Source organism: Pseudoalteromonas sp. P1-8 (assembly GCF_001399985.1).
Taxonomy (GTDB): Bacteria; Pseudomonadota; Gammaproteobacteria; order Enterobacterales; family Alteromonadaceae; genus Pseudoalteromonas.
On record NZ_LJSO01000016.1, the window covers coordinates 20,176 to 42,420 of the forward strand.

Consider the following 22,245-nt stretch of genomic DNA (forward strand, 5'->3'; position numbering starts at 1 on the left):
AGGCAAAAACTAAATACACGAAAGGGGCAACCGCCCCTTTTTACTTATTAAATTTACACCGTTACTTTGTCTAAAAACTCACTGATGCTATTCGCTAGCACATGATGTGGTTTTTTACCCACATACTCTAAGCAAACCTCACCGCTTTCGACTAATACAGTGATCAGTAGATCATCTTGCTCTGTAAGACCAATAAATACGGTTTCTGGCTGCTTTAGCTTGCGCTTCATTAACACGTGACCGGTAATATTTTGCTGTAAGCGGCTAAAATCATCTTCATTCCATGCTTGTAGCAGTTCAATGTGATGATCATCAATACTCAATAACAAATTACCCGCATAGACATGACCAAACAATGGGCTTAAATCTTCAGGAAACGATAACTCTAGTGCCTTGGCTAAGTCTTCTAAACTGCCAGCAGGTTGTTGTGGAACTGCACACCACTGAATAAGCCCCTGCTCATCTACTTCGCCCTGCTCACATGGACTTGGCCATGCTGTATCATGTTCAATAACAGGAAGCTTTCCTGTGCGTTCGAGGCATTTTTCACTAAATGCTTGATGTAACTTATCTAGTTTTGTAGAAACAGACATACTGCGAAACTCATTGGCTTTAGGTATAATGCCGCCATTGTAACTACAAAAGTGTAAAGATGACAGATTACAGCAACTCACCCGAACTGAAAAACAGTGTTCTTGGTAAAAGCACAGAGTATGTAGATACCTACACACCAAGTTTACTGTTTCCTATTGCCCGTAAATTAAACCGTGATGCATTAGGTGTTAGCGAAGATAACTTACCGTTTAAAGGCCAAGATATTTGGACTGGCTATGAATTATCGTGGCTAAATTGCAAGGGTAAGCCAATGGTCGCTGTGGCAACGTTTGTATTTCCTTGTCAGAGCAGCCATATCATTGAGTCTAAGTCATTCAAACTGTACCTAAATAGCTTTAATCAAACACGTTTTGAGACGCTAGATGGCGTACATCAAGCGCTTAGCAAAGACTTGTCAGATGCAGTTAATGCACCGGTGGTCGTTACTTTATACCAAGCAGATGATTTCAATTGTTTGCCATTTTCAGCGTTACCGGGCGAATGTATTGATGATCTGGATATCGAAATCACCAGCTATGATATTGATGCAAGCTCACTTCGCCATAATGGTGATGAGATTGTCTCAGAAACCCTACACAGTCACTTACTAAAATCGAACTGTTTGATCACCTCACAGCCTGATTGGGCGAGTGTGATTATTCGTTATAAAGGCCAAGCGATTTGCAATGAAGCCTTATTAAAATATTTAATTTCATTTCGAACTCACAACGAATTTCATGAGCAATGTGTAGAGCGTATTTACTGCGATTTAATGCAGCAGTTAAACCTCGAAGAGTTAGAAGTGTATGCCCGTTATACACGCCGTGGTGGTTTAGATATCAACCCTTATCGCTCAACGAATCAAGATGAAACACCCTTCAAGGTAAAAATTAATCGCCAATAACTTTGGTGACAATAAAAAACCGAGTTGTGAACTCGGTTTTTTATTGTCTGAAGATCCGTTACAGATAATTACTCGTCTTTAAAAATACCCACATACGTTGGTGATGTATTTGATTTACTCGCACGGTACATACCAGCGGTGTTAAACGGCAAGCTAATGTTACCTTTAGCATCAATAATGATCACACCGCCTGTGCCACCTATAGGCATTAATACATCGTGGATCACTTCGTTCCCCGCTTCTACAATAGTTTTACCTTGGTATTTTACGCGAGCACAAATATCAGCTGCCACATTGTAGCGAATAAAGTACTCGCCATGGCCTGTCGCAGATACTGCACATGATTCGTTTTCAGCAAAGGTCCCCGCACCAATCACTGGTGAGTCACCTACACGACCAAAACGTTTTGCTGTCATACCACCTGTAGAAGTACCTGCAGCGATATTACCGTTTTTATCAAGTGCAACTGCACCGACAGTGCCCATTTTGTAATTAACCGGCAGGGCTTTGTGTGCAGCTTGGTAGTCTTTGCTAGTTACTTTTTGTTTATCGAGCTTTTCTTTTGCTTTTAATAACGCTTTATAACGGTGCTCAGTATCAAATAGGTTGTTTTCAACCAGCGGCATACCTTGAGTTTTTGCAAACTCTTCAGCACCTTGGCCGCTGAGCATAACATGCACTGATTTTTCCATCACTAAGCGCGCCAAGTTAATTGGGTTTTCAATGTGTTTAACCCCAGCAACAGCTCCAGCTTGGCGTGTACGACCATCCATAATCGATGCGTCAAGCTCATGTGCCCCGTCATAAGTATATACAGCACCGCGACCAGCGTTGAAATACGGCGAGTTCTCCAGCACATTAATTGCCGCAGTGATAGCATCTAGGCTCTCACCACCCTTTTCAAGCACGGCATAGCCTGTTTCAACGGCTTCTTTTAGTTTTGCACGGTAAGCTTTTTCTTGCTCTGGCGTGAAGCGGCTCTTTTCAATCGTTCCTGCACCACCATGAATGGCGATAGCAAAAGGTTGATCACTACTGTGGCTTAAAGTACTAAATGATAATGCGCTAAGGGCAATGGCTGAGGTGAGTAATGTTTTTAACATAGGGGCACTTATATTTATTTTAGTTTGTAAGCCCAATGTGAATAATTAGGCGCTGCATTTCAAGCTTTAACCGACGAAAGAAACAAAAAAAGCGCCAAATGGCGCTTTTTTTCAGCTGTTTAAAATTAAGCTTGAGCTGCTTTTAAACGTGCTAAACGTGCTACTTGGTGAGTAGACGTTAAGAAAGAGTAGATAGGTGCTAAGTAGCCACGCTTACGAAGGTCTAAGAACTCTTCATCACTTAGTGAGTTAAGTTTTTTCTCATCAACAAGGTAGATACCGTTGATGTCTTTTTTCTCACCTTTGATTTCTACAGTTAGCGTTTGAGCTACTAGTAGTTCTTTGTCTGCAAGGTACTTAGTGAATGCTTCAGTTACCTGAGAGAACTCGATGAAAGAAACAAGTGCTTCTTTACGACGCTTAAGGTACTCAGTTTCTTCACCGTTTTCGAAAAGTGCATTACCTGTTTCTTCGCTTACAAGTGGGCTTGCTTCGTCGATTACGATACCAAATTGGTCAGCTTCTGGGTGCTTAACAAGACCTAGTGGGTAACGAGTCATAGACATAGGTGCAAATGCAGCTGTCCATTTGTCGTCTTGAATGAAAAGGTTCTCGCCTGGCTCTAGACCAAATAAAGCAACTGCTTGGAATTGACCTGATTCGTTGTTTTTAACAAATGCCATTGGGAATTCATTTGCGATGCGTGCAAATTCGTGTGCAACCACAGGTACTAAGTGCTGAGTTTTCATGAACTCAATGTTGATGCCATTTTGAATTTTAGTGTTGGCATGTTTTTCGTTATGTAAAGGCTGTACTTGTTGCTCCGCCATGATACTGCTCCATTAATTTTATAATATGTTTTTGCTGTTAGTGCCCAAAGCCTATAGGTTTTGGCAACAAAAAGGAAGTGAAAATTTTGTGGCAGTTTGTACATTATAAATTAACAAATTTACCTACATTACCAATCAACCCCAAATGATGAAAAAACAAGCTATAAGCAAGTAAATATTATCACGCATAAGCCACTATTTTTGTTAGTATATTCAACAATTATGGAGAGACTGAGGCAAACAATGGAAAGTTATCAATTAAATAAAGACTATAAAGTAAGCAGCGTTTTCATTGCTGAAATTAATGAGACTGTCATTATTGTTGATGACTTTTTACACAGCCTTGCGCCAGTTTATCAATTTGCTACAAAAACGGCCTATTTCCAGCCTTTAGGCAGCGATGGCACACTCTACCCAGGAAAACGAGATGAAATGCCTGCGCCTTACTACCGAGCTTGTGAGCAGCTACTTAACGAACTTTTAGAGCAAGAAATCATTACAAGCGGTGAAAATAATTTATATCTTCACCGCTGTAAGCTTTCATTAGTTACTCAAAATGCGAATGAATTAAATACCTTGCAGCGTATGCCACATATTGATTCAACGGATGATAAAACATTTGCAGCAGTGCATTATTTGTCTCCTAAAGAATGGGGCGGCACAGGCATATACAAATACCTGCCTGAGAATATTATTAAAGTGACAGCTGATAACCAAAATAGCGTGCATAACATGATTGCTGATACTGAAAAATACAGCGCAACTCATCAAGGCTATTTAAATGAAACAACAGGGCTTTTTGAAAAAGTGGTGGATATTGAAGCCAAGGTAAATAGGCTCGTAATTTATAAGAGTAACCTATTGCACAGCGCAGCTCTTTTTAATCACAAAAAGTACAGCAATGATCTAAGCAACAGTCGTTTATCTATCTCTTCATTTTTTAGAATTAGCTAAGCTGACTAATACCTTTTTAGCCAGCTCAGTTAATAAAGTTAGTTTTTCTGTAAGCCAAATTTCTTTATTTTATTTAACAGCTCTTTGTGCTTAGGTAGCTCATTTAATAACTGCTTGACGCGCTGCTGTTTAAATTTAGCAACTTGTTGATTGTCGCTCTGCTTATATTGCTGCTTAGTGGGTACATAATGCATACCAAACAATACATATAAGTAGTTTTCTAAGTCGAATAAATCGAACTTACTGGCAAAGTCTTCGCGTACTGGTGTAAAGCGCTGCCAGCGTGCTAGGTTATTTTTTAGTTTTTCTGATAACTGGTCGGCTTTTTTGTTATCACGCCAAAAGGCTGAATCAGTTCTATCCGAAATACAGTAATGCATTTTTATAAAATCGAACGTTTGTTGCCATACATAATTCACCTGCTGATTGTAATCACCAGCAACTAAGTTAATGTCATCTCGGGTACGCGGAAAACGCTTTGCTAATAACCCCGCAGAAAAGTCTGCAATTAAGATGGCAGTTGCTTCAAGTGGCTCAACAAACCCTTGTGACAAGCCTATAGCGACACAGTTTTTGTGCCACATTTTTTCTCTATGCCCTACTTTCATCGGGATCTTTCTTGGCGTTAAGTGCTCAAATTTATTACCTAAATAATGATGCAATTTAGCGTGTGCTTGCTCATCGCTCATATACTTAGATGAATAAACAAACCCCACTCCTCTTCGCTCTGTGAGCGCAATATCCCAGATCCAACCAGCTTGGTGTGCCGTAGCAATAGTGTAAGGCGGTATTTCATCATCGCTTTGTGTAGGTACTTGCAATGTGATTGCAGTATCAGTTAATAAACTATCTGACTTATCAACAAAGCCCACCCCTAGTTTTTGCCCAATAAAGGCAGCCGAAAAACCGGAGCAATCAATAATAAAGTCAAATTCTAAGGCGTTACCTTCTGAGTCGATTAGGTGTGTAATAAAACCTTGCTCATCACAGCTGACATCTTTAATTTCTGCAAACAGGTGTTTTACAGCAAAATGTTGCGTGGCATGGCTTCCTAAGAAAGCAGCAAACTTTTTAGCATCAAAATGATAGGCATAGCCATTGATACCTGCATATTGAGGTGTCGCAATTGTTTTCGGTGCTAGGTTATTTTCACAACACGCATGTTGCTTAGAAACAAAGTCTGCGTAATCATTACCGTTACCCTCAGCAAGCCACTGCTGCGTTAACTCCTCACCGAATATATGTGGGTGATCAAATAAATGATGGTAAAAGTTAGCACCATGTTTGTGTTTATCTAGCCAATTTACAAACTTGATTGACTGCTTAAAAGTAACATCACATTCATTGATAAAGTCACTTTCACTGATACCAAATTTTTGCAAAGAGTTGCGCATCGAAGGAACAGTACCTTCACCGACACCTATGCTGGCAATATTAGGAGACTCGATTAACGTGATCTCAATGCCACTTTGCAAAAGCGCATGACCCAAATGGTTAGCGGCTAACCAACCTGCTGTTCCGCCACCAACAATTGCGATTTTTTTTATCATTTTTACTCGCCCACTTTTTACTCACAAAAAAGCCCAGTGCGAGCTGGGCTTTCTTAATTTCGTTATCTAAATCAAATTAGAAACGTAGTGATACACCTAGCTTGTAGCGTGCTTCACCTTCAAAGCTCCATGCTGGGTAGCCGTTACGAAGCTCAGGAACTACTTCCGCATCAGAAGGAGCAACACCGATTTGTACGCTGTCTTCTTCAGTTAAGTTAACAGCTTCAAACGTTACGTCAATGTTATCAGTTACGCTGTAGTTAGCACTGAAATCAAGTGTACCGTATGATTGATGCTCACGGTTACCGTAGAAACCAGGTAGCTCACGGATCATGTACTCTGAACGCCAGTTATAAGCTAAACGTGCTGAGTAAGTATCTGTTTCATAGTAACCCACTAAGTTCACAGTATGCTTAGACGAATCTGAGAATAATGGGATCATATCTGGGTAGTTTTCAGCTTCTGATGGTGCATCTACGAATGTATAGTTTGCTGAGTAACCAAAGCCACTGTCAAAGCCATCTTGAATTTGTAGCTCGATACCTTCGATTTGGCCACCACTTGCATTAAGCTTAGTAGATAGCGTCCAGTTATCACCTTGAGTATCTGGGTCTACAACACCGATTTGTTGATTCAAGATTTGGCTTGAAGTAACAAATGATGTGATGTCTTTGAAGAAGTAAGTTGCACTTACCATACCGTCACCATCAAAGTACCACTCGATACCTAAATCAGCTTGAGTTGCTTTGAATGGGTTAAGGCCTACGTTACCTTTAGTTAGTACTTCGTTATTTGCTGTACCATCAGCGTAACCTGCAAAAGATGATGCAGAGAACATATCTGTGTAGTTAGGACGTGCAATAACTTGTGCAGCAGAGGTACGTAAAATTACATCTTCAGCTAAATCGAATGCGATATTGATGCTAGGTAATACGTCGTTGTAGCTCGCTTTATCTGTGCTTAGTGAACTTTCGTACTCACCATTTGCAAAACCGTAGTAATCTGATTCTGCATCTGTAGAGATATAACGTAAACCGAAGTTACCGCGGATAGATTCTGCAGAGAACTCTGCCATTGCGTAAACTGCGAAGTTTTCTTCTTCGATTGTACCGTAACCTGAGCGGTATACAGCTGAATCATTATCGAAGCTTGCAATTGCAGCACGTGCATCAGATACCATTTTGTCAAAATCTGGCTCAGGTAAAGTGAAACCTGCACCTGATGACATTGTACCTGAGTAGTAAGTCTCACCATCACCACTTGGTAATGTATCAACTAAAGTAGTTGAGTAAGTCTCTTGTTTTACTTCATGGTCAGCCCAACGGAAACCTGTTTTGATTGCTGTGATAGCACCAAAATCAACAGGGAATGAAAGGTCTAACTGTGCGTAAGTTTCTTCATCTGTGTTAGGTTGCTTTTTAAGTGCCCAACCAGCTGGAGATAATGGACCCGCAAAATCTGATGCTTCAAAGTATTTGTTATTGATATCAATTTTGATTACATCACCAGTAGCATCATAAGTACCAGCGTAATCAGATGGAACACCGATGAAGTTACCGTAGTTTGCTGTTAGGTCTGTACCACCTTCTGATTCAGTTGTACCGAAACGACCTTTTAATGTGAAGTAGTCAGCTTCGTATTTAAGGCTGAAATCAGCAGTATCAGATGACATGCTTGCGATACGTGCCCAAGTTTGAGTCCAACCTGGATTTACACCTTCACCAGTACGACGGTAGAAAGTACATGTACCTGATGCATTTGTTTGCTCACAAGCTGCTTCTTTGTCGTCAGGGAACATTACAAAGTTTGAGGTATTTGCATTGTTTGCATCTAACTCAAGGCTCATGATGTTTAAACCTAGCTCTAGGTTTTCTGTAGGACGATACTGGAAAGTTGCATTTAATGCTGTACGTTCACGCTCTTGTTGGAACGTAGTAGGAACAATATCACCCCAACCGATCAGTGATTCGATACCGTTACGTTGGTAGTTTGTTTCAGCCCAAGATACTGAACCTAGTAGACCGAATGTTTCTTCGTCATTTTTCCAGCTAAATAAACCAGAAACTTGAGGGTCTGTTTCTTCAGAGATTGTGCCGTAGTCGGCTTTTGCACTTAAGAAAGTTGTACCAGCGTCAAGATCAAGTGGCTTACGAGTGTTAACAATAACAGTACCACCAACACCACCTTCTACAACGTCAGCTTGAGAAGATTTATAAACTTGGATTTCACCAACTAATTCAGGTGGTAAAAGCGTGTAGTTGAAGCTACGGTCGATTGATTGTTGGTCATACCAACCTGTTGATGCAACAGTTTGACCGTTTAAAAGTGTGCGTGTTAATTGGCTTGAAGCACCACGAATAGACACTTGCTGACCTTGACCGAATTGACGGTTAACAGCAACACCTGAAATACGACCAAGTGCTTCACCTACATCACCATCAGGAAACTTACCGATGTCTTCTGCAGAAACAGCATCGACAACGCTGTCAGCAAAGCGCTTAGTATTCATTGAAGCTTCAAGTGAACGGCGAATACCGCGAACTTCAATTACTTCAACATCTTCTTGAACTTTAGTTTCATCTGCTGCGTATGCAGCGCCAGTGAACCCAGCACTCATTACGAGGCCGATATTAACTGCTAATAAGCTTTTCTTAAAATTTTTAGCTAACACAGGATTCCCCTTGAATCATTTTGTTGGTTTTTTATATCACTTCTGCCCAGTGATGATGACAACGCTGTCATCTAGTAACAAACCATACACTCTAAATTACATTTGTGCTACATCTTTTTGGTTAATTTGTGCAAAAAATTTACAACGAAATAATCAAGTTATTGATATAACTAATATTTAATATTGAGTTTTTAAGAATTGTTACAAATAAACGGCGCAAATATAGCATGAGTGATATTGCAGATGAAAAGAGCAAAAGGATGAGTTTTTGAAATTTGCTAAAATTTACATGTGTTTTTGTAAGCTTTAGTTTCCATTGGGCGTTTATTAACCATAACTAAAAGTTATATAAAACCTGTTATCTAACAATAAATTAGCTTAAAAAACTAACCTATTCCTAAAAGCACGCTGTCATGTACAAATTATTTTTAACTTTTTCTGGGCAGAATGAGTTAAAGGGGATGTTGAGAATAATAACCAATAACAATGACAGCGTTGTCATTTTTAATTATATAGAGCCATTTTGTACTTGTCTAACACTTTATCGGGCTATTTAAAAAAAGCGTATTTATGCAAAATCGTTTGTTAAAGATGAGAATTTAAAAACAAAAAAGCGAGCATAATAGCTCGCTTTTGACATTGAGTTTGATCAGGCGATTAAGGCGCCCAATAAACTTCAATATTGATATGTGGGTGATTCAATACTGCACGTAAAGGCATGTCAGCAACTGCACCGCCCTCTTTCGCTTGCTTGTAAACAGCCAGTTTTTCTTCACCGCTAATTAAAAGCTTCACAACTTTAGAATCTGCAATCGCAGATAAAGTTAACGTCATACGCTCAGTGATTTTACCTGTTACATCGCTTTCAATAGCGTTAATTGCACATACTAAATCATCTGTCGCAAGACCGTGTTCAAGACCTTCGGCATGAGGGAAAAGAGAAGCCGTATGACCATCTGGACCCATGCCTAAAATTGTCACATCAAAAGGACGCTTTAATGCTTTGTATGCAGCTTCACATTCAGCTACACCATTTTGTGCCGTTAATGCATCATTTTTCATTGTTACGAAATTAGCTGCTGCACCATGGTTTTGTAATAGCGTGCTTTTGATAAATGCTTCATTACTTTTTTCATGATCAGCATCAACCCAACGCTCATCAACCATAGCAACATCAATGTTTGCCCAATCAAGTTCAAGGTTCGATAAGTGCTTATAAGCAGGTGCTGGCGATGAGCCACCCGATACCATTAGTACCGCACGACCATCTTCTTTAATACCAGCAACAAGGCTTTGTTCAAGGCTTGAAGAAAGCTCAGCTGTTAATTCGTCTTTGTTTGCAAAGAATTTTTCAACAATTGTTGCCATCTTAATTACGCCTTATCGCCTGTGTTAAACCAAACGTGGTTGTTTTCTTCTAAAAGCTCATCTGCATCTTCAGGGCCCCATGTACCAGCTCGGTATAACGATGGTGCACCTTTTTCTTGCCAACGCTCAATGATTGGGTCAATCCATTTCCATGCTTGACGCACTTCATCACGGTGAATAAACAGTGATGGGTTATTTGCTGCGGCATCTAACATTAAGCGCTTGTAAGCATCTGAATGGAAACCATTACTGTACGCTTGCGATAACTCAATGTTCATGGTTACTGGTTCTAATTGCATCTCAAGGTTATCAAGGCGCTTAGACATCAGTGTTAATTGAATTGTTTCTTCTGGTTGCAGACGAATAACAAGACGATTTGGCTCAATGTTACCTACGTTGTCGGTATAAACGTTGTGAGATACTTTTTTGTATTCAACAACGATTTCAGCACAACGCTTTTTCATACGTTTACCAGTACGAAGATAGAAAGGAACACCTGCCCAACGCCAGTTATCGATGTGCGCACGAATAGCAACAAAAGTTTCTGTTTTGCTCGCACCTTCGTTTAATTCTTCTAAGTAACCTGGGACGATTTTACCGTCTAAGTTACCTGGTACATACTGACCACGTACAATGTTTGCATCAACATCTTCAGCCACTAACGGACGTAACGACTCAAGTACTTTTAATTTTTCAGTACGGATGCTGTTCGCGTTTAATTTGTTTGGTGATTCCATTGCCACTAAGCAAAGTAATTGTAACAAGTGGTTTTGTACCATATCGCGTAATGCACCCGCTTTATCGTAGAAACCAGCGCGGCTTTCTAGGCCCACAGTTTCAGATAAGCTGATTTGGATGTTATCGATTGATTTAGCATCCCAAAGGTTTTCAAACAGTGAGTTTGAAAAACGCAGTGCCATTAAGTTTTGTACTGTTTCTTTACCTAAGTAATGGTCAATACGGAATACTTGCTCTTCTTTGAAGTATTCAGCAATTTTTGCATTGATTGCTTCAGCAGATTCACCACAGTAACCAATCGGTTTTTCAACAACAACGCGTGACGTTTCTGTGATCAGACCTTTCTTAGATAAGATTTCACAACAGCTACCGTACACTGCAGGTGGTAATGAAAGGTAAAAAACACGAGACTTATCAGCATCGTGTTCATCAAGGATATCTTTTAGTTTATCCCAGTCATCATCGGCTTCGGTTACATTCGTTACAACCGGCACAAGATAAGCTGAAAATGCTTTCCAATCTTTTGCGTTGTACTCACCTTTACCTAAAAAGTCTTGTAACGCTTTATGTGCTGTTTCGATGTATTCTTTGCGTTTGCTTTCTTCACGTACCGTAGGAAGGATACGAGAACCTTGAGGAAGGTTGCCCTCTTGATAAGCGCGATACATTGCAGGAAGTAACTTACGTAACGCAAGATCACCGCCGCCCCCAAAAATTACGATATCAAATGGATTTAACATATATCACTCTCTACATTGGCAATGCCATGTTAATCGACTCATGCAGTATGGCAGTGCGTGTTGTTATCTGGTTGATTGGCTGTGTTAGATGATCCCTTTAACAAAGCCTGTTGAATTTGTTGTAAGTAGTTTACTCATTATTCTTATGTTGGCTGAAGTAAATGAGTCTTAGGGGCTCTGTAAATCCTCTCACAAAAATACAGGCCCTAAGAACTCCAGCGCTACCCGTTCAAAGGTATTCGGTTTGCAGCTGTTGCTGCGAATCTATTACTGCTTACGATGTGTTTTATAGTAAGCGATCAGTCCGTTGGTTGAGCTGTCGTGTGGATGACTTACTTCGTCATCAAATAATTCAGCTTCAATTTTAGAGGCAAGTCCCTTACCTAGCTCTACACCCCATTGGTCAAATGAACAGATTTCTAAGATAATGCCTTGGCAGAAGATCTTGTGCTCATAAAGCGCAATTAAAAGCCCTACCGTTTTCGCATCAACTTTATCTAACAACATTGACGTTGTTGGGCGATTGCCTTGGTGAATCTTATGATTCAATAATTCTGCAATTTCTGCTTCAGATTTACCTTTTGCGGTTAAATCTGCAGTTACTTGCTCTGCATCAACACCAGCCATCATCGCTTCGGTTTGTGCAAAGAAGTTTGATAATAAAATATCATGGTGCTTACCAACATTGACTTGCGGCTCAATTGAGGCAATAAAGTCAGCAGGTACAATTACATTACCTTGGTGCAGACATTGGTAAAAAGCATGTTGGCCATTAATACCTGTCATCCCCCAAATAATTGGAACCGTCGTGTAAGGAACCGTTTCACCAGCAAAAGTAACGTGTTTACCGTTACTTTCCATCTCACCTTGCTGTAAATACGCAGGTAACATGTGTAGTGCTTGGTCATACGGTAAAATAGCTTGTGCCGTATAACCTAAAAAGCTAGTGTTCCAAACACTTAAAAGCGCCATTAACAATGGTACGTTATTTTCAAATTCAGCATTTTTAAAATGCTCATCAATTTCAAACGCACCTTCTAGGATCTCTTCGAACGTGTCGAAGCCTAGGTACAGGGCGATTGGTAATCCTATCGCACTCCATAAAGAAAAGCGACCGCCTACCCAATCCCACATTGTGAATACGTTTTCATCAGCAATACCAAATGCCGCTGTTTTTTCTAAATTGGTGCTTACAGCTACAAAGTGCTTAGCAATATGTTCTTGCGCTTGTGCTGTTTGTAAAAACCACTCAACAGCCGATTTAGCGTTAGTCATGGTTTCTGAGGTTGTAAATGTTTTAGATGAGATAACAAATAATGTTGTCTCAACATCTAACCCCTGTAAAACAGATGCAATTTGAACACCATCAACATTTGATACATAGTGAACATTTAATGTGTCGTCAGCATAAGCAGCAAGTGCTTCGGTTGCCATTTGCGGACCAAGGTTTGAACCACCTACACCAATAGCAACAACATCTTTTACAGCTTTACCTGTGTAGCCTAACCACTCGCCACTGCGTACTTTGCCAACAAAGGCTTTCATTTTAGCAAGCTCAGCGTTAACAGCGTCTGTTACGTTTTCACCATCAACCATTACAGCTGTGTTAGCGCGGTTACGTAAAGCAGTATGAAGTACAGCACGGTCTTCAGTAATGTTAATTTTCTCACCACTGAACATCTTGTCGCGCCATGCGCTGATATCGCACTCTTTCGCTAAAGCAATTAATTGTTCAAAAACAGTTTTATCAATTTGTTGTTTTGAGTAATCGAATAATACACCTGGGATCTGAGCAGAGAATTGCTCGAAACGCGTGCTATCTTTGGCAAATAAATCTTTAAGATGAATTTGTTTCATCTTCTTGGCACTTTCAGATAGTGCTTGCCAACTAGCTAATTGCGAACGGCTGCTCATATATATAATCCCCTCAAAACTTGCAACAAACTGATTTTTAACTATCTTTTTATTAATGTTGAATAAAGACAGCAATTAAAAATACGATGAAAATTAACACTAAGTTAAAATGACAACGCTGTCAATGTTCTACTTTTACATTTTATAGTCGAGATAATAGCGCAATTTTTCTCTTTTGACACCGGTATCATAAAAATTATCTCAATTATTTTACTGCTAATTTGGTAGAACATTAGATACACTAACCAACTTATATTAAATATTAATGTACCTATTAAGAAAAAGCGCTCTGGTGAACACTTTTCGATATTATTATAATACAAATATAACTAACTATAAAGTAACAGTATGAAAGTAACCATAAATGATGTAGCCAAGCTCGCTGGTGTTTCAATGAAAACCGTATCGCGAGTAATTAATAAAGAGCCATCGGTCAGAAAAAAAACGTACGACATAGTGATGGACGCTGTTAACACGTTGAATTATCAACCAAACCTTGCAGCTCGTAACCTAGCAGGCACATCGTCTTTTACTGTTGGTTTAGTTTATGACAACCCGAATGCTTATTATGTCATCGATATGCAAAATGGTGTGTTGTCGCGCTGTAAAGAAGAAGGCTATGAGCTGGTGATTCATCCATGTAACTACCTTGATGGCAACATGGAAGAAGACTTTAAAACCATGATCAAGCGCTCTCGCTTAGCAGGCCTTGTATTAACGCCACCGCTGTCAGAGCAAAATAGCATTATCGATATGCTTGATGAAATGGGCATCCATTATGTACGCGTACTCTCGGGTCGCCCTACAGAAGAAGACCAAGACACTTGTATCTATGTGAACGACTACGCCGCTGCGTACGAAATTACTTCTCACCTACTCTCCCTTGGCCACAAAAACATTGGTTTTTTATGTGGTGACAAAGAGCATAAATCAACAACTGAACGCTTAGAGGGTTACCAGGCTGCATTAAAAGATCACAGCATCTCGATGAATGATGAGCTGATCTACGAAGGCCAGTATTCTTTCGAATCAGGTGTAGAAGGTGCAAAAGCATTATTAGGTGAGAATAACCCGAAAAACATAACTGCCCTTCTTGGCGGTAACGATGAAATGGCAGCTGGCGCGTTATTCGCCTCACGCTTAATGGGAATTGAAATTCCACAGCAGTTATCAATCACCGGCTTCGAGGACTCACCGTTCTCTCGTCAGACTTGGCCTAAACTCACTACAGCCCATCAGGCGAATGATGTGATTTCGCAGCATGCAGCGCGTTTACTGTTTAGAAAAACCCGTGGTGCACGTAATCAAGATAAAGACATCATCACGACCTTTACCCCTTCATTAGTGGTACGGGAAAGCTCAGGCCCAACAACGGCCTAGTTTATACAAGTTACGAAAAAGCCGCTCTATAGCGGCTTTTTTAATGACTGATTTATATGTACTTACTAAACATTAAAGCAATGCTAAACCGCCATTTAAGTTATAAACGTTTTCAAACCCTAACTGCGACAAATTATTTGCCGCTTGTTTAGAACGATTACCACTTCGGCAAACCAAAATGTAGCTATGGTCTTTATCAAGCTGCCCTTGCACGATAGCGTTTGCCATACGGCTCAGTGGAATGTTGATCACTTTGCTATCAGCAACTGTGAATATTTCAGCCAAATTATTCGCACCATGTTCATACGGTTCGCGAGTATCAATTAAGTAAGTGGCTTTATCGTTTAGCATTACTTTAGCATCACTTGCCGCAAGCTGTTTCATTGGTGCACTTTCAAGTGTTTCAACATAGCCACATAGAGAATGACTTACAGTATGCTTTTGCTCATCCGCTTGTTGCTTTAATTCAACAAACTCATCATCTGATACTTGTTCACTTAATAGTTTTGCTAATAACGGTGTCGTTGCCTTTTGTGCATGCCAATCCATAGCAAAACATTGCTGATAATCATGCCCTGAACAAATTACCGTAGAATCTTTCACTGCCATAGCAAGCTGTTTTAATGACTGAGCCATTTTCGCAGCATTGCCACCGCTAATTGCTGTGTTACCTAAGCCACCTGGTAGGATTAAATCACCACAGAAGCAATAGCTGATATCACCGCTTTGTGTATCTGACAATAAATAGCTAACACTATCGTCACTATGACCCGGTGTCGCTACTTTAGTTAAGCGTGCATCACTTAATTCGATGGTTGCTAAATCTTTAGGCCAGCCAAGTTCATCTATTTCATTAGCAACAAAACGTTCTGCGAGCTCTTTTGATAATAAACAACGAGCCGATAAACGCTCTTGGTGATTATGGGTATCTAAAATCGCTTTTACTGATAGACCTTGTGTCGCGACAATTTTCGCCATACGCGGAATAAGCTCGATAATAGGATCAATCACCACTGCGTTTTTATCGCTGTCTACATATAGCCAACAGCACGCGGCTTGATGACGTAGCTGTGTTAAGCCAATCGCACACACTTCGTGTTGAGGCGATGTACTATCAGATACAACTAAGCAGTTTGCTTCTAGAATCGGCTTTAAAGAACGGATTTTATCGCAAGCAAAGTCAATCTCTTGTTGGTTAACAGCTGGGCCAAACGACATACGTATCGCGTTTTCACTTTGCCAATCACTGGCCCCCATCGCATCTAAAACAAAACTACGATTTGCGCCTGAGCTACATGCAGAACCGCCACTAACACGGATACCCGCCGCATCAAATAAATCCATCACCTCTTTACTGGTTAATTCGTTCACAGCAAAGTTTAATGTTGTTGGCACTGAATGCTCAAAACTGTGATTAAACGTGATGCTGCCAAAGGTGTCTGTTAATGCAGCTAATAATTGCTCGCGAAAAGCATGTAGCTGCTCAATTGGCTTGAATGTTTGGTTTTGTTTATCAAGTAATAACGAGAACAACTTATTTAAACCGGCAATGCCCGGTAAATTTTCTGTACCAGATCGCATCCCACTTTCTTGGCCGCCACCAGCAATAAATGGTGTATACGCACTGCCTTTACGAATATAAAGTACGCCAATACCTTTAGGGGCATACAATTTATGGCCAGAGAATGGAGCATAATCAATGGTTGTTTGGCTTAGCGCTAAGTTGGTTTTGCCTAATGCTTGTACGCAGTCAACCATCCAAGCCACATGGCTGTTTTCACTACGAATGACTTGCTCAATAGCGCTTAAATCTTGGAATACACCGGTTTCGTTGTTTACTGCCATAGTACAGATCATCAGTGCATTCGCAGCATGTTTACGAATAAACTCGAGGTCTAAAATACCGTTTTTATCTACTGGAATAGCTAATACCTGTGCGTTTATATCAAGCACGCTGTTCCAATGTTTTAGGGTATTTGGCACCGCTTTATGTTCTGTTGCCCCATAAAGTAATACCGGATTCTTGATTTGATGACTTTTTGCAGCAATAAGTGTTGAAACAACCGCTGTTTGAATACCTTCTGTTGCACCTGAAGTAAATAAAATATCACCATCGGTTGCGCCAATGACTTCACGTGCTTTGTTACGCGTTTGTTCTAATAAGTGTTTTGCTTGAATACCCGTAATATGAGAACTTGATGGATTACCAAAACAAACTTGCATCGTGTGCGAAACCACATCGGCAATTTCAGGAAGTACAGGAGTCGTTGCATTCGCATCTAAATAAATTTGCTGATTAGCATCGTCAGGAAGGTAAAAATTTGCCATGTAAAACGCACCATATTACTAAAAGATATATCTTATAACCTATTTTACATTTTTCACGGCTAAATTATAATAATCAATTAGCCAGTAAAGTGCGTTTTCTATACTTTTTAAGACTAAGCTAACTTTCTATTAGCTCAACCTGCTTAGAAGACCAGGCATTTATAAGCGCTTTTACTAATGAAGCCAGCGGTATTGCGAAGAACACCCCCCAAAAGCCCCATAAACCGCCAAAAAACAGTACTGCAACGATAATAAACACTGGGTTTAAATCGACCGCTTCAGAGAACAGTAACGGCACTAACACATTGCCATCAAGAGCTTGGATCACGCCATAAATGATTAAAATGGTCCAAAATTGTGTTTCTAAACCAAATTGAAATAACGCCACCGCAGCAACTGGAATGGTCACCAATGCCGCCCCAACAAATGGAATAAGCACCGACAAGCCTACTAACACGCCGAGTAAAGCCGCATAGCGAAGGTCAAGCACTGCAAAAGCGATAAAAGATGCAGTACCAACAATTAAAATCTCAAATACCTTACCGCGAATATAATTCATGATTTGCTGATTCATTTCTTGCCATACTTGAATGATCAAGCGGCGTTGCTTAGGCAATAAACGCTCAGCACTTTGTGTGAGTTCCAATTTATCTTTAAGCATAAAGAACACCAGGAGCGGCACTAAGATCAGATAAATCAGCCAAGCTGCCACATCTTTAATCGAAGTTAATGACACCGATAGCACCAACTGACCAAACTCAATCGCTTTGGTCTCTACACTGGTAACAATTGATTTAACCTGATCTTCAGTAATCAAACTTGGGTAATCTTCAGGAAGATGTAAAAGCAGCGCTTTACCTTTTTCAATCATGTAAGGGGTTTCTTGAACTAGATTACTAGTTTGCTGCCAAAGCACGGGCCCCATGCCGACAATAATCATGATCATCAAGCCACTGAATACCAACATAACAAGAATCGTTGCGGTAAACCTCTTTAAACCCAGCTTTTCTAAGTGAGCAACAGGCCAATCAAGTAAATAGGCAATCACCAAGGCAACCAAAACAGGCACGATTAACGAACCAAAAAAGTAGAAAAATGCAAAGGTTGCAATAAGCAGTAACAACAAGGTTACTGAATGGGGATCTGAAAATTTATTTTCGTACCAGGCTTTTACATACTCAAACACGAATGGGCTCCACAGTTAGTACACCTAATTCTAGGTCAATTTTAAAATGGTAATGATGTTTTTCTAAAAATCGCTGCATATCGTCCGTTGCCTCAGCAGCATTAAATGTAAAAGTCACGGGTTGTTTAATTGATGTTGCCTTATTCAACCCTAATTTAAACTGAATAAATTGTTGAGGGCACTTATAGCCTCTTAAATCAACCGTTAACATAGCGAATCAACTGCGTTATTAATATGAATAATAAGTATAAGGTGTAGGCCGTTTGCGAAAATAAGTCTTTATAACGAGAAACAACTCATTTTTTTCTTAAAACACGCAAAACAATAGTTTATCCTTAATCTATAACTGGTAGTAAAGGAAACTCCATGCCTGGCTCGCATAATAAAGCGCAATTACCTGCGAATCCAACTCTTAAAGAGATAAACTGGTATAAAAAACAAATAAACTGGGGCGAGCTGCCGCCTTTTTATCATATGGTGGCATCATCGGTTAGCGAATCTGAAGGGATTTTAGACCACGGTTTTGATAATGCCATTAAACAATTAATTGATCCACGCAACTGGAACCTTGATTTATTAGGTGGTCATGAAACCGACATGGGCGAAATTGTTTGTAAGCAAAAACCGCGCATTGCTTTGCATCAAAGCTTTACGGACCGAGGTTTCGAATTATGGGCCTACCCTTATGCTAAAGATGTTATGGTAGACCAATACATCAAAGACAATCGCTTTATGGAGTTTAAGGTGTGGGACCCGCACACCATGAAAAACCTTATTCGCTTTAACCAGCTTCATAAATTCATCGCTTTTTACTTTGAAAGAGGCGATAAAGCTGACAAAGCTTTAATTCTTCATGCCCATAAAGTAGCGCATAAAATCATAACTTTTTTACAACGAGAGTTGAACGTTGTTAAGCTAGATGGAGTCACAATAAAAGATTTCTATCAATTGTGCGAAAAAGACAGCCGAGCATGCAGCGACGAAATAGACTTAGCAAAAGTCATGTTAGGTGAGCAAATCAACAAGGAATAAGATGCGACTAAAATCAGCCTTTATTACACTGTGCAGTGCATTACTGACGTTTTCAATACTGCATAGTGAGCCGTTGAAGGCACAAACAAACTTTAAGCTGCCCGATTTAGGGACCTCAGCTTTACAGGCTTTGCCGATTGAAAAAGAGCAAGCGATCGGTGAAGTGATGATGATGCAAATTCGTGGCTCATCACCCGTTGTAAGTGATCCTGTTCTTGATGAGTACCTGACCACTTTGGGCCGTCGTTTAGTCGCAAACGCCAACGATGTGCGTTTCCCATTTTCATTTTTCTGGTTAAACAACGCTGAAATTAATGCTTTTGCCTTTTATGGTGGCCATGTGGGTGTGCATACGGGTCTTATCGCACAAGCCGATAACGAAAGCCAATTTGCCTCAGTACTTGGGCACGAAATAGCTCACGTAACACAGCGCCATTTAGCCCGCCGTATTCAACAGCAGCAAGATAACAGCGCGTTAACTATAGCAGGTATGATTGCGGGTATTTTAGCTACCGTTGTTGCACCTGACGCTGGTATTGCAATTATCTCAGCAAACCAGACACAAGCGGCGTTTAGTCAATTAACTCATAGTCGTGCTGCAGAACAAGAGGCAGACCGTATTGGTATGCAGACCTTAAATAATGCAGGGTTTGATCCTCGCCAATCGAGTGAGTTTTTAACTAAACTTGCTGCACAAATTCGCTACAAGTATAAGCCGCCAGCCTTTTTGCTAACTCACCCATTGCCTGAAAGCCGTGTTTCTGATGTACGCTTACGTGCCGAGCAGTATCCAAAACGACACTACTCCGATAGCCTAGAGTTTAACCTAGCTAAGAGCCGTGTAATTGCTCGATATCAGCAAAAGTCAAAAGCTGCAGAAGATTTATTTCGTAAATTAATGCGTGAAAATACCGTTCATAACGACACTGCACTTAAATATGGCTTGGGTATTAGCTTGTTGGACCAAAAAAAACTTGATGAAGCAGCCAGCATTTTGAATCCATTGCTTGAGCAAGATCCAAAGAACTTATTTTATATTGATACCCACACAGACTTACTCATTGCGCAAGGTAAAGCGAATGAAGCAGTAGAGTTTTTAGCTAAGCTAGATATCGATAGACCTAACAATCAGGTGATTGCCTTAAACTATGCAAATGCCGCTATTGAAGCTAAACAATTTGACCTTGCTGAACGTATCTTAAAATCTTATTTATTAGCAAAACCTGAGAACAATCTTGCCAAAGAGCTCATTGCTGATGTCTATAAAAAGCAAGAAAATATGGCTTCCTACCATGAAGCGCATGCCGATGTGCTTGCCCAATATGGCGCTTATTTAAAAGCAGCTGATGAAATTCAAAAAGCACTAAACTTTGTTGAGCCTGAAGAGCTAGTTAAACAACAACGTTTAAAAGCCCTACTTACACAGTACCGCCAATTACAAAAAGAGCTTGCGAGACTTTAAGTCTCGCGGCGCTTGCCCTAAAATAAGCCAAATTATTAAATGTGAGAACACACTATGTCTGTGACTATTTATCATAATCCACGTTGTTCAAAATCGCGTGAAACACTTGCCCTATTAGAAAGCAATAACGTACAACCAAGTGTTGTTGAATACCTAAAAACACCGCTTAATGAACAACAAATCTCGACTTTAATTAGCCAACTGGGCTTTACTTCAGCGCGTGAATTAATGCGTACTAAAGAAGACATCTACAAAGAGCTTGAGCTTAAAAACGAACAAAACGAAGACAAATTAATTGCTGCAATGGCTGCCAATCCAAAACTAATCGAGCGCCCAATTGTTGAAAATAACGGCAAAGCTGCTCTAGGTCGTCCACCAGAAAACGTATTAAGCGTACTTTAATGGCTATAAACATTGTTGTGCTATACCACTCAAGCCATGGCTCTGTAGAAGCAATGGCTCATGAGATAGCCGAGTCGATTGAGCAACAAGGTGCAACTGCCTTATTGCGCACGTTTGTTAAACGTCAGCCACACGATATTGTGATCAGCAAAGATGATCTAATTAATTGTGATGGCTTAGCCTTTGGCACCCCTACTCGATTTGGCATGATGGCCTCACAAGCTAAGAGCTTTTGGGAGACCACCAGTGATCTGTGGCTTAAAGGTCAGCTGATAGATAAACCTGCTTGCGTTTTTTCGTCATCAAGCAGTATGCACGGTGGCAACGAAGCTACCTTGTTGAATCTATCACTGCCGTTGTTACATCACGGCATGATGTTGCTTGGCGTGCCTTATGAGGTACCTGAGTTATTAGCAACTAAAACCGGCGGTACGCCGTACGGCGCGAGTCATGTGGCCGGTAGCAATAACAGCAATGTGTTAAGTAAAGACGAAATTAAAATTTGCCAAAGCGTTGGAAAACGCTTAGCACTGATTGCGAGTAAATTAAAATGAGCTTGGAACCTGAGCTAAATCAGCCTGTTGCCAAAAAACCAATTACAAAACGATTCCAACGTTTTGCACTGATTGGTTATATCGGCTTATTAGTTTTAATGCCAATTTGGCTGTTTTTAATTGCCCCAAGAGAAGGCCACAGTAACGCCTTTATCTTTGTTGTTTATATACTGCCTCTACTGTTACCGCTTAAGGGCATTATTCAAGATAAGCCTTATACCTACGCTTGGGCGAACTTTATCGTGATGTTCTATTTCATCCATGGTTTTACATTACTGTGGGTCGCACAAGAACAGCTAATTTGGGTATTACTTGAGTTAGCCTTTGCGAGTCTGATGTTTATTGGCTGCACTTATTATGCACGCCATCGCGGGCAAGAACTTGGCCTTAAGATACGTAAATTAAAAGAAGAGTTGGCAGAAGAAAAAGCCGCTCATGAACACGATAAATAATACCGATTCGTTTTTTCAAAAATGAAGCAAAAAACGGCAACCTAGGTTGCCGTTTTTTTTATGTCACTTTATATAGTTTTTAT

Annotated in this window: 19 protein-coding genes; 8 read left to right on the forward strand and 11 right to left on the reverse strand. The window is 40.2% G+C overall.

Annotated features, from left to right (window positions below; translation table 11 throughout):
* Positions 1–53: 53 nt before the first annotated feature.
* A complete protein-coding gene (gene syd / locus AN213_RS17790; protein WP_054563617.1) occupies positions 54–593 on the reverse strand; it encodes a SecY-interacting protein in 540 nt (179 codons plus the stop codon).
* 59 nt (positions 594–652) lie between these two features.
* Here syd and queF point away from each other — a divergent pair, with 59 nt between their 5' ends.
* Positions 653–1,498, forward strand: coding sequence for an NADPH-dependent 7-cyano-7-deazaguanine reductase QueF (gene queF, locus AN213_RS17795; RefSeq protein ID WP_055199273.1), 846 nt, complete (start codon positions 653–655; stop codon positions 1,496–1,498).
* Positions 1,499–1,566: 68 nt separating this feature from the next.
* On the opposite strand, the gene AN213_RS17800 is transcribed toward queF, so the two are convergent.
* Together AN213_RS17800 and AN213_RS17805 are read right to left on the reverse strand one after the other, a co-directional pair.
* Complete coding sequence (locus AN213_RS17800; protein ID WP_054563615.1) at positions 1,567–2,601, reverse strand: isoaspartyl peptidase/L-asparaginase family protein; 1,035 nt, start codon at positions 2,599–2,601, stop codon at positions 1,567–1,569.
* Positions 2,602–2,726: 125 nt separating this feature from the next.
* Positions 2,727–3,431 (reverse strand): SapC family protein, encoded by a 705-nt coding sequence (locus AN213_RS17805; protein ID WP_054563614.1) that lies wholly within the window; start codon positions 3,429–3,431, stop codon positions 2,727–2,729.
* 243 nt (positions 3,432–3,674) lie between these two features.
* Here AN213_RS17805 and AN213_RS17810 point away from each other — a divergent pair, with 243 nt between their 5' ends.
* Positions 3,675–4,385, forward strand: coding sequence for a DUF6445 family protein (locus tag AN213_RS17810; protein WP_054563613.1), 711 nt, complete (start codon positions 3,675–3,677; stop codon positions 4,383–4,385).
* A gap of 38 nt (positions 4,386–4,423) precedes the next feature.
* Here AN213_RS17810 and AN213_RS17815 read toward each other — a convergent pair whose 3' ends face one another.
* The 5 genes from AN213_RS17815 to pgi form a co-directional block, all read right to left on the reverse strand.
* Complete coding sequence (locus AN213_RS17815) at positions 4,424–5,935, reverse strand: tryptophan halogenase family protein (RefSeq protein ID WP_054563612.1); 1,512 nt, start codon at positions 5,933–5,935, stop codon at positions 4,424–4,426.
* Between the two features lie 76 nt (positions 5,936–6,011).
* Positions 6,012–8,552: a TonB-dependent receptor gene (locus tag AN213_RS17820; RefSeq protein ID WP_054563663.1), complete on the reverse strand. Its 2,541-nt coding sequence runs from the start codon at positions 8,550–8,552 to the stop codon at positions 6,012–6,014.
* Positions 8,553–9,263: 711 nt separating this feature from the next.
* Entirely contained in the window at positions 9,264–9,974 is a 711-nt protein-coding gene (gene pgl / locus AN213_RS17825; RefSeq protein ID WP_054563611.1) for a 6-phosphogluconolactonase, read from the reverse strand.
* Positions 9,975–9,979: 5 nt separating this feature from the next.
* Entirely contained in the window at positions 9,980–11,452 is a 1,473-nt protein-coding gene (gene zwf, locus AN213_RS17830; RefSeq protein ID WP_054563610.1) for a glucose-6-phosphate dehydrogenase, read from the reverse strand.
* 267 nt (positions 11,453–11,719) lie between these two features.
* Positions 11,720–13,366, reverse strand: coding sequence for a glucose-6-phosphate isomerase (gene pgi / locus AN213_RS17835; protein ID WP_055199274.1), 1,647 nt, complete (start codon positions 13,364–13,366; stop codon positions 11,720–11,722).
* Positions 13,367–13,714: 348 nt separating this feature from the next.
* Between pgi and AN213_RS17840 the strand changes: the two genes are divergently transcribed.
* Positions 13,715–14,746 (forward strand): LacI family DNA-binding transcriptional regulator, encoded by a 1,032-nt coding sequence (locus AN213_RS17840; protein ID WP_054563608.1) that lies wholly within the window; start codon positions 13,715–13,717, stop codon positions 14,744–14,746.
* Between the two features lie 72 nt (positions 14,747–14,818).
* Here AN213_RS17840 and AN213_RS17845 read toward each other — a convergent pair whose 3' ends face one another.
* The 3 genes from AN213_RS17845 to AN213_RS17855 form a co-directional block, all read right to left on the reverse strand.
* A complete protein-coding gene (locus AN213_RS17845) occupies positions 14,819–17,074 on the reverse strand; it encodes an aminotransferase class V-fold PLP-dependent enzyme (RefSeq protein ID WP_055199275.1) in 2,256 nt (751 codons plus the stop codon).
* A gap of 118 nt (positions 17,075–17,192) precedes the next feature.
* Entirely contained in the window at positions 17,193–18,260 is a 1,068-nt protein-coding gene (locus AN213_RS17850; protein WP_055021923.1) for an AI-2E family transporter, read from the reverse strand.
* Positions 18,253–18,471: a hypothetical protein gene (locus AN213_RS17855; RefSeq protein ID WP_054563605.1), complete on the reverse strand. Its 219-nt coding sequence runs from the start codon at positions 18,469–18,471 to the stop codon at positions 18,253–18,255. The genes AN213_RS17850 and AN213_RS17855 overlap by 8 nt, the downstream gene beginning before the upstream one ends.
* Before the next feature lie 155 nt (positions 18,472–18,626).
* On the opposite strand from AN213_RS17855, the gene AN213_RS17860 reads away from it, so the two are divergent.
* From AN213_RS17860 to AN213_RS17880, 5 genes are read left to right on the forward strand one after another with little or no spacing between them, the layout of a single operon-like run.
* Entirely contained in the window at positions 18,627–19,292 is a 666-nt protein-coding gene (locus AN213_RS17860; protein ID WP_054563604.1) for a hypothetical protein, read from the forward strand.
* Position 19,293: 1 nt separating this feature from the next.
* A complete protein-coding gene (locus tag AN213_RS17865) occupies positions 19,294–20,754 on the forward strand; it encodes a M48 family metalloprotease (protein ID WP_054563603.1) in 1,461 nt (486 codons plus the stop codon).
* A 54-nt stretch (positions 20,755–20,808) separates the two neighbouring features.
* Positions 20,809–21,156, forward strand: coding sequence for an arsenate reductase (glutaredoxin) (gene arsC, locus AN213_RS17870; RefSeq protein ID WP_054563602.1), 348 nt, complete (start codon positions 20,809–20,811; stop codon positions 21,154–21,156).
* Positions 21,156–21,710 carry an NAD(P)H:quinone oxidoreductase gene (gene wrbA, locus AN213_RS17875; RefSeq protein WP_055199276.1) on the forward strand — a complete coding sequence of 185 codons (555 nt, stop codon included), beginning with the start codon at positions 21,156–21,158 and terminating at the stop codon, positions 21,708–21,710. Before arsC ends, wrbA begins: the two co-directional genes overlap by 1 nt.
* Entirely contained in the window at positions 21,707–22,162 is a 456-nt protein-coding gene (locus AN213_RS17880) for a DUF2069 domain-containing protein (protein ID WP_055021925.1), read from the forward strand. The genes wrbA and AN213_RS17880 overlap by 4 nt, the downstream gene beginning before the upstream one ends.
* The last annotated feature ends 83 nt before the right edge of the window (positions 22,163–22,245 follow it).

Coding starts and splice junctions, on each gene's coding strand:
- syd (WP_054563617.1), bottom strand. CDS start 593: ATGTCTGTTTCTACAAAACTAGATAAGTTACATCAAGCATTTAGTGAA.
- queF (WP_055199273.1), top strand. CDS start 653: ATGACAGATTACAGCAACTCACCCGAACTGAAAAACAGTGTTCTTGGT.
- AN213_RS17800 (WP_054563615.1), bottom strand. CDS start 2,601: ATGTTAAAAACATTACTCACCTCAGCCATTGCCCTTAGCGCATTATCA.
- AN213_RS17805 (WP_054563614.1), bottom strand. CDS start 3,431: ATGGCGGAGCAACAAGTACAGCCTTTACATAACGAAAAACATGCCAAC.
- AN213_RS17810 (WP_054563613.1), top strand. CDS start 3,675: ATGGAAAGTTATCAATTAAATAAAGACTATAAAGTAAGCAGCGTTTTC.
- AN213_RS17815 (WP_054563612.1), bottom strand. CDS start 5,935: ATGATAAAAAAAATCGCAATTGTTGGTGGCGGAACAGCAGGTTGGTTA.
- AN213_RS17820 (WP_054563663.1), bottom strand. CDS start 8,552: ATGAGTGCTGGGTTCACTGGCGCTGCATACGCAGCAGATGAAACTAAA.
- pgl (WP_054563611.1), bottom strand. CDS start 9,974: ATGGCAACAATTGTTGAAAAATTCTTTGCAAACAAAGACGAATTAACA.
- zwf (WP_054563610.1), bottom strand. CDS start 11,452: ATGTTAAATCCATTTGATATCGTAATTTTTGGGGGCGGCGGTGATCTT.
- pgi (WP_055199274.1), bottom strand. CDS start 13,366: ATGAGCAGCCGTTCGCAATTAGCTAGTTGGCAAGCACTATCTGAAAGT.
- AN213_RS17840 (WP_054563608.1), top strand. CDS start 13,715: ATGAAAGTAACCATAAATGATGTAGCCAAGCTCGCTGGTGTTTCAATG.
- AN213_RS17845 (WP_055199275.1), bottom strand. CDS start 17,074: ATGGCAAATTTTTACCTTCCTGACGATGCTAATCAGCAAATTTATTTA.
- AN213_RS17855 (WP_054563605.1), bottom strand. CDS start 18,471: ATGTTAACGGTTGATTTAAGAGGCTATAAGTGCCCTCAACAATTTATT.
- AN213_RS17860 (WP_054563604.1), top strand. CDS start 18,627: ATGCCTGGCTCGCATAATAAAGCGCAATTACCTGCGAATCCAACTCTT.
- AN213_RS17865 (WP_054563603.1), top strand. CDS start 19,294: ATGCGACTAAAATCAGCCTTTATTACACTGTGCAGTGCATTACTGACG.
- arsC (WP_054563602.1), top strand. CDS start 20,809: ATGTCTGTGACTATTTATCATAATCCACGTTGTTCAAAATCGCGTGAA.
- wrbA (WP_055199276.1), top strand. CDS start 21,156: ATGGCTATAAACATTGTTGTGCTATACCACTCAAGCCATGGCTCTGTA.
- AN213_RS17880 (WP_055021925.1), top strand. CDS start 21,707: ATGAGCTTGGAACCTGAGCTAAATCAGCCTGTTGCCAAAAAACCAATT.